Here is a 7,171-nt window from a genome sequence, read left to right as displayed (position 1 = left end):
GGGTGAGACCTCATGTGGGCTTGGGTAAGAATAAGACTCCTGCTATGGCGATCAGACTTTTTCATCGTCCCGTTTCTATGCTGGAATTATTATCCTCAAGTGGATTTCATTGCCTCACTAATTAACTCACCAGTGCCGTGATCCTTAGTAGCTCTAATCACAGAAACATTTTTACCCCGTTTTATCGGTTTTGAGTCTCTTGCTCTTTCGCCCTTGGATGAACGAGCAAACAATCTAGTAAGCGCTAAATTTATTCCTGATTCATCAATAAAGATCATAATTTTTAGCGAGAATTCCTCACACTGGTTGCCAGAAATCATATCGCTGCTGTTGGACTCTTTTACTCTCTTTTTCGGTTGGATGCAACGTTTTTTTTGAAGGTTATATTTAGCTTTTTGAGCATTCTATCTACAGTGACTCGGCTAATCAGCACTCCAGTCTGCTCATGCAACATCTGACTTAACTCATCTTAAAGTAAGGGACTTGCGATTTAATAAAGCACCAAATATAAAACTAGAATCATTGGGGCGGCTTCGCCGCCCCAATGATTCTGGAAAATCTGGATTAGTATCTTAATTTTTTAGCAAGCCCCTAAGTCTATCTTTTGTGCGAGATTTTTTGCGTCGGTATCGAGAAACAAATGAAATCGCAGCAAAACCGCAAGGAGGAGATCGACGATCCACAATCAAAGGCAAAGATGAAGAATTAGTGAAGACAATTGTGAGGGAACAAAACGATATATATCTGCGAGAGATAAAAGAAACGCTCCAAAAAACTAAAGAAATCAAGGTGAGTGTATCGAGTTTAAGCCGTACTCTTAAGCGATTGAATTTAGGACGCAAAAAAAACTTTAGTAGCCAGTGAACAAGCCACCGAGAGAGTCCAAAAATTGCGCTATGAGTTTCGGTGTTGGCTGGATAAGATAGATGTGAAAAACCTTGTATTCATTGATGAGAAAAGGCTGAATCTATCAATGACAAGGTTCTATGGCAAATGTGAAGGGGGAGGGAGAGTATATGATGATTGCCCCACTAACAAAGATAAAAACATTACTTTAATTGGCGCGATGAGTGATGAGGGTTTGATAGCAGCGATGACTTTTGCAGGCGGTCTAAACACTGCAAGTTTCTTAGTTTTCATAGAGAAAATATTATTGCCTCAATTATGGGTTGGAGCAATTGTTGCTATGGACAATTTGCCACTACATTACGCAGAAATTGCGAAAACTCTAATTGCTAAGGTCAAGTTTCTACCTCCTTATTCCCCTGATTTATCACCTATTGAGCTATGTTGGTCAAAGTTGAAAGAATTTTCGCTCAGCTAAAGCTCGTACAGTTGAGGCTCTTGATACAGCTATCACTATGGCTATTAATGCTATTACTGATGAAGATGCTCTTAATTGGTTCCACCATTGTGACCTCTGCTTTGAGCCTTTTAGGTAGCTTCTTTTGTGTCTGCTTTGATCGGAATTTGCTGTAAATATCGAAACTAAACCTCAGTTGTGCTAAAAATTCTAGTTAAACTCACAAAGAAAAAATGGATACTTTTGATATTGTTAAGATCGAGCTAAATCCTACTGGTTACCTCATCGAAAAGATGATGAACAGAAATGTATTTAGCACAAATTCCGAAAAATCGACACTTCAAGAACTTAAAGAAGATGCTCTAAGAGAAGAAATAAAATCGTCGGTGCTTCAGAAACAAGCAAAAGTAGAGCAAGAACTAGCTATCGCACGAAGAATAGATAATGACGAAAAAGTTGAAATTGGCGATTTATATCAACAGAAAATTTTGCTAAAATAGCTATCTATCATTTTGCTTCTAATTTCGGTTATAGGTACTATCTTTGGAAACTGGGAAGATGGAATTAACAAGGGATTGCTAGGATTTTGGATTATTGTTCCACCTCTATGGCTGTGGTTTGAGTTCTGTTTCTTATTTGATAATGACAAAACCCAGTTTTCAAATGATTTCGAGAAGTTTAAATATGGTAAAGAACTCACAAAGAACCTATGGCTATCTATCTCAGCACTTCTGTTGCTAGTCTATTTCGGCAAGCTGCCAGGCTTCTAGTATAGTAGTGAAGTGTATCGCTATCTTGTAGAATGCATTCCCTATCAATAAAGTAGAAACGATTGTTAAAAGTGATCGCCTTTAGCAAACCTTTAGCAGATAGATCATTGAGGTAATCCCCGATAACCTTCATTATTTTGTGCTTTGGGATAATACTATTTTCTGGATAAAACCGATACGAATCGGGTTAACTAAGCCATGTATCATCTAAGCTGTATATTGATCCGCAAGAAATCCGCCCCATTGACATGAGCAATCAAACCTCAAAAATTACCTATACCTTTACCGATGAAGCCCCAGCCCTAGCCACCTACTCTCTACTGCCCATAGTCCAAGCATTTACGAAAGCCGCCGACATCGAGGTTGAACTCAAAGATATTTCTCTAGCTGGGCGGATTATTGCGAATTTTCCTGAATATTTAACCGAATCTCAGCGTCAACCCGATGCCCTTGATGAACTGGGATCTTTGGCAAAAACTCCTGATGCTTATATCATCAAGCTCCCGAATATTAGCGCATCCCTGCCACAGTTAATGGCAGCGATCGCTGAATTACAGGCAAAGGGTTACAACATCCCCAACTATCCTGCTGATCCGCAAACTGAAGAAGAGAAAGCGATAAAAGCTAAATACTCCAAGGTGTTGGGCAGTGCGGTTAATCCAGTATTGCGCGAAGGAAATAGCGATCGCCGTGTGGCTTTAGCCGTTAAAGAATTTGCTCAAAAGCATCCCCATTCCGTTGGCGCATGGTCAAAGGATTCTAAATCCCATGTTGCCCATATGACTGAGGGGGATTTCTACGGTAGCGAGAAATCGGTGGTAATTCCCAACGCAGGTGTAGTCAAAATTGAATTAACCACAGCCGATGGTTCCACTCAAGTTCTCAAACAGAAAACTACTGTATTGGAAGGCGAGGTCATTGATGCTTCGGTGATGAGTGTCAAGGCTCTGCGAGAGTTTTACGCTCAGGAAATTGCTAAGGCGAAGGAAGAAGATATTTTGCTTTCTCTCCATGTCAAGGCGACGATGATGAAGATCTCTGACCCGATTCTCTTTGGTCATGCGGTGACGGTCTATTATCAAGTTGTATTTAAGAAGTATGCTGACACCTTCAAGCAATTAGGCATCAATCCGAATAATGGTTTAGGGGATGTTTACGCTAAGATTCAATATTTACCTGCTGAACAAAAAGAAGCGATCGCCTCAGATTTGCAAGCAGTTTATGAGAAGCAACCACGTTTAGCGATGGTCAACTCTGATAAGGGAATTACCAATCTGCATGTTCCCAGCGATGTGATTATTGACGCATCCATGGCGGCGACAATTCGTACATCTGGCAAGATGTGGGGCGCGGATGGCAAGGCTTACGACACTAAGGCGATGATTCCCGATCGCTGTTATGCCACGATTTATCAAGCCTGTATCGAGTTTTGCCAAGAAAATGGAGCCTTTGATGTCACCACAATGGGCAATGTCGCCAATGTGGGCTTGATGGCGCAGAAGGCTGAGGAATATGGCTCCCATGACAAGACCTTTGAGATTCCTGCGGATGGTGTGGTGCGCGTCAGTGATGAATCGGGAACTGTTCTGATTGAGCATTCTGTTGCCAAGGGGGACATCTGGCGGATGTGTCAAACCAAGGACTTACCGATCCAAGATTGGGTGAAATTGGCAGTGAATCGGGCGAGAGCGACGGGTAATCCGACGATTTTTTGGCTAGATGAACATCGCGCCCATGATGCAAATCTGATTACTAAGGTCAAGACCTATTTGCAAGACCATGACACCACAGGGCTAGATATCCAGATTATGTCACCTGTAGCGGCGATGAAATTTACCTGCGAACAGATTAAGGTGGGTAAAAATGTAATTTCCGTAACTGGTAATGTCTTGCGGGACTATCTCACGGATTTATTCCCAATTCTCGAACTCGGTACGAGTGCCAAAATGCTCTCAATCGTGCCATTGCTGGCTGGTGGTGGGCTGTTTGAAACGGGTGCGGGGGGTTCTGCTCCTAAACACGTTCAGCAGTTCCTTGAGGAAGGGCATTTACGTTGGGATTCGCTCGGAGAATTCTTAGCGATCGCAGTTACGCTAGAAGACCTCGGACACAAAACTAATAACGAGAACGCAATGATCTTGGCAAAGGCTCTCGATCAAGCGAACAGTCTCTATCTCAATAACGATAAATCCCCTTCCCGCAAGATTGGTGGCATTGATAATCGTGGCAGTCATTTCTATATCGCACTTTACTGGGCGCAGGCTCTAGCGGAGCAGAATCAGAATTTGGAACTAAAGTCTAAATTTGCTGAGTTAACACAGATCTTGGCGGAGAAGGAAAGCCAAATTATTCAAGAATTGAGTGCTGCTCAAGGTAAATCCGTTGATATTGGCGGCTATTATTTCGCTGATTGTGATAAGGCTAGTCAAGCGATGCGTCCTAGCCAAACTTTAAATGAGGTGATTAATTCGCTCCATTAATACCAATTCCCGAAGTCAGTAGTCCTGCACTCAAGTGCGGGCTTAAAGCCCAAACCCGTTTTAACGGGTTTGGGCTTTAAGCCATTGCTGTAGTCCACTGAAGTGGACTACAGCAATGGCTTAAAGTCGCTTCACTTTACTCTTTAGGATTTTCTCTTCCACTTCATTGATTTGGACTTCTCGCAATCTCGTTGCATAGGCTGGGAAAGGAAATCCAACCAGCAAAGGTGATGGAACTTCGGGCTGATGGATAAACATACTGCCCGATTTTAGTAAAAGAGATCGCTTCCGACAAGCACCCGTCAAGAAATTATATTCAGGGCGTTCCACTTCGGCGGAGTCCAGACGACCAACTACCCGCACGGCAGCCTGACCAACCACGCGACGTTCTACTTCTGAAGCAGTTTGTTGTGCGCCGATTAAGATAATACCTAGCGATCGCCCTCGTTCGGCGATTTCCACTAGCAAGTCTTTAATGGGGCTACGACCTTCCTTAGGCGCATATTTATTCAACTCATCAAGCACAATAAACACAACGGGATATTGACCACGCTTTTCTTTCTCCATAAAGAGCTTTTGGAGCAGCACACCCACCACAAACTTTTGGGCTTTGCTGCCAAGCTTGTTGATATCCGCGATCGTTAACTGATATTCCGCCGCTAGCGGATCGAGCTTATATTTTTGTAATTCTTCGGGTGGAAGATCGCCTCGAATGAGATGTCCCATTTCATCAGCAATCCCCCATAGACGACGGGTTAGAGCCTCCGCAGTCGCAGGAGCATTGCGCCCTAGCCATTTTTGATCGGGATTCTCCACTAACTTATCTTCGAGAAATTCAATCAAATCCCGAAATGTCTCTACCTTATCTTTGCCATCTTCACCATAGGCATCATCTAAGTCCAGACTAGCTCTAGGCAAAAATCCTAGCTTCTTATCATATTTATCATTATCCATTGCCAATCTGGCTAGACGTTCTTCGACAATGCTTGCCAAGAAGCCAATATTTCCACGCTCAAGATCATCACCTGCAAATAAGAAACGAAACAGGCGATCGCGACAAAATTCGCGCATACCCCAAACATAAGCGGAGATGTTATCGGAACGTTGATCGAGATGCGGTTCTATTTCTTGAGTATTTTTCTTGGGCGCAACACAAAATCTTACATCCCTAAATGGCTCTACAGGCAAATCAAGGGCATGATAGGTATGGCGATCTTCCTCACGCATTTTATTGTTGGGTTTATCTAAGAAAAATAAATCTTCCCCTTTGACATTAAAAATGAGTGCTTTCGTATTTGCTCTCTTAGAACCCAAAGCCGCCGAGTTGAAAATAGAATGCAATAAAAACAAAGCAAAGGAAGTCTTCGTTGCTACCCCCGAAATCCCTGAAATATTGACATGAGCGCCCTTTGTGCCATCAATAAATTCATAGTTCAAATAGGCGGGGCTGCCATTTCGCATAATTCCTGCGGAGATGCGCTGTTCCATGCCATCGAAATTGAGCGCAAATCGGAGATTCTCATCTTCAGCTAAATAAACAGCATCGCTTGGTTGTGGTGGTAAATATTCTTCAGGCTCAATGCGCGTGACTTGGATATGGGCGGCGTAGGAAACATTCACAGGCATACTGCCAGTAGTAACTAGAAATGTATCCGTATCAAACTGAGTTCCTTCATGGATAGTTCTCACATGATCGACTACACCATAAAAGTTGACAATTCCCTTTTTATCAGGGCGATCGGTTTTGACCTGCACAACATCATCGAGACGAAGGACTTTGCCATCACTTACGGCTACCCAAAACTCAAGCGGGGTTGCATCTTTGGTTCCTAATATGTATCCAATCGGCTCGATCATGTAATTAATTATGGAGATTAATGATTTGAGAACAAGACAGAATTTGCATAGCAAATTCTGTCTTGTTTTGATTATCTATTTCTACTTGCGACTTCTTGCTTAATGGCTTGCAAGGTGTCACCTAAAGCTTCTTTAAAAATGCTATAAAAAGCGTCAGTAGGTGTACCACTATTAGGCTGAGCATTAACAGTATAAGTAATCAAAATTTGCGTGGGAGGACGACGTGGCACGGTGGAGACAGGTTCTATTTTCCAATATCCTTCCATTTTGGCGAGATCACCATCAACAAGTCGAAAATCAATTTGTTTGCGATCGGTTTCCTGAATGGCAAGTTTAGTGCGCGAGACAATCGAAACTAAGAAGACTTGACGCGAATCTACCTGCTCGATCACCTTGCGGTTACCACGACTTTCAAGAATTTTACTAGAAGTCATGTTGGGAATAAACTTGTAGAGATTAGCATAGTCGGTCAAAACTCGCCAAACTGCATCAGTTGAGGCGGTGATTAATACACGCGCTACATATTTACCGTTACTACCTGTGACTACAGTTTGCCCCTTACGCAGAGAATCACGCTGAATCGAAGGCAAACGATCAACTGGCCCATCAAATAGGGCGGCACGGACGGGGAGCGTTGGTGTGCAGCAAGCGATCGCGATCGCCATAAACATTGCCGAACCTGCTGAAAGTTTTGTCACTATTTTCTTGCCTAATTTCTGACCTAGTTTTTGATGAGACTGCATAGACTTTAGATAGGATGA

At 42.8% G+C, this 7,171-nt stretch carries 5 protein-coding genes; 3 read left to right on the top strand and 2 right to left on the bottom strand.

Going from position 1 to position 7,171, the window contains the following annotated elements:
* Positions 1-889: 889 nt before the first annotated feature.
* The 3 genes from B9G53_RS07395 to B9G53_RS07380 all read left to right on the top strand — a co-directional run bounded on the left by B9G53_RS07395 (position 890) and on the right by B9G53_RS07380 (position 4,553).
* On the top strand, positions 890-1,324 hold the full coding sequence (locus B9G53_RS07395; protein ID WP_176453138.1) for a transposase: 435 nt from the start codon (positions 890-892) through the stop codon (positions 1,322-1,324).
* Positions 1,325-1,536: 212 nt separating this feature from the next.
* Positions 1,537-1,803, top strand: a complete 267-nt coding sequence (locus B9G53_RS07390; protein ID WP_094530728.1) for a hypothetical protein — start codon at positions 1,537-1,539, stop codon at positions 1,801-1,803.
* Between the two features lie 518 nt (positions 1,804-2,321).
* Positions 2,322-4,553: an NADP-dependent isocitrate dehydrogenase gene (locus B9G53_RS07380; RefSeq protein ID WP_094530724.1), complete on the top strand. Its 2,232-nt coding sequence runs from the start codon at positions 2,322-2,324 to the stop codon at positions 4,551-4,553.
* A gap of 120 nt (positions 4,554-4,673) precedes the next feature.
* Here B9G53_RS07380 and B9G53_RS07375 read toward each other — a convergent pair whose 3' ends face one another.
* Complete coding sequence (locus B9G53_RS07375) at positions 4,674-6,410, bottom strand: ATP-binding protein (protein ID WP_094530722.1); 1,737 nt, start codon at positions 6,408-6,410, stop codon at positions 4,674-4,676.
* Between the two features lie 71 nt (positions 6,411-6,481).
* Positions 6,482-7,153 carry an SRPBCC family protein gene (locus tag B9G53_RS07370; protein WP_254923586.1) on the bottom strand — a complete coding sequence of 224 codons (672 nt, stop codon included), beginning with the start codon at positions 7,151-7,153 and terminating at the stop codon, positions 6,482-6,484.
* Positions 7,154-7,171: the final 18 nt, after the last annotated feature.

It is taken from the genome of Pseudanabaena sp. SR411 (assembly GCF_002251945.1).
Taxonomy (GTDB): domain Bacteria; phylum Cyanobacteriota; class Cyanobacteriia; order Pseudanabaenales; family Pseudanabaenaceae; genus Pseudanabaena.
This window is presented reverse-complemented; position numbering and strand designations above follow the sequence as displayed.

What these genes read in the sequence shown, in the direction of transcription:
- B9G53_RS07370 (WP_254923586.1), bottom strand. Translation starts at nt 7,153, where the DNA reads ATGCAGTCTCATCAAAAACTAGGTCAGAAATTAGGCAAGAAAATAGTG.
- B9G53_RS07380 (WP_094530724.1), top strand. Translation starts at nt 2,322, where the DNA reads ATGAGCAATCAAACCTCAAAAATTACCTATACCTTTACCGATGAAGCC.
- B9G53_RS07375 (WP_094530722.1), bottom strand. Translation starts at nt 6,410, where the DNA reads ATGATCGAGCCGATTGGATACATATTAGGAACCAAAGATGCAACCCCG.
- B9G53_RS07390 (WP_094530728.1), top strand. Translation starts at nt 1,537, where the DNA reads ATGGATACTTTTGATATTGTTAAGATCGAGCTAAATCCTACTGGTTAC.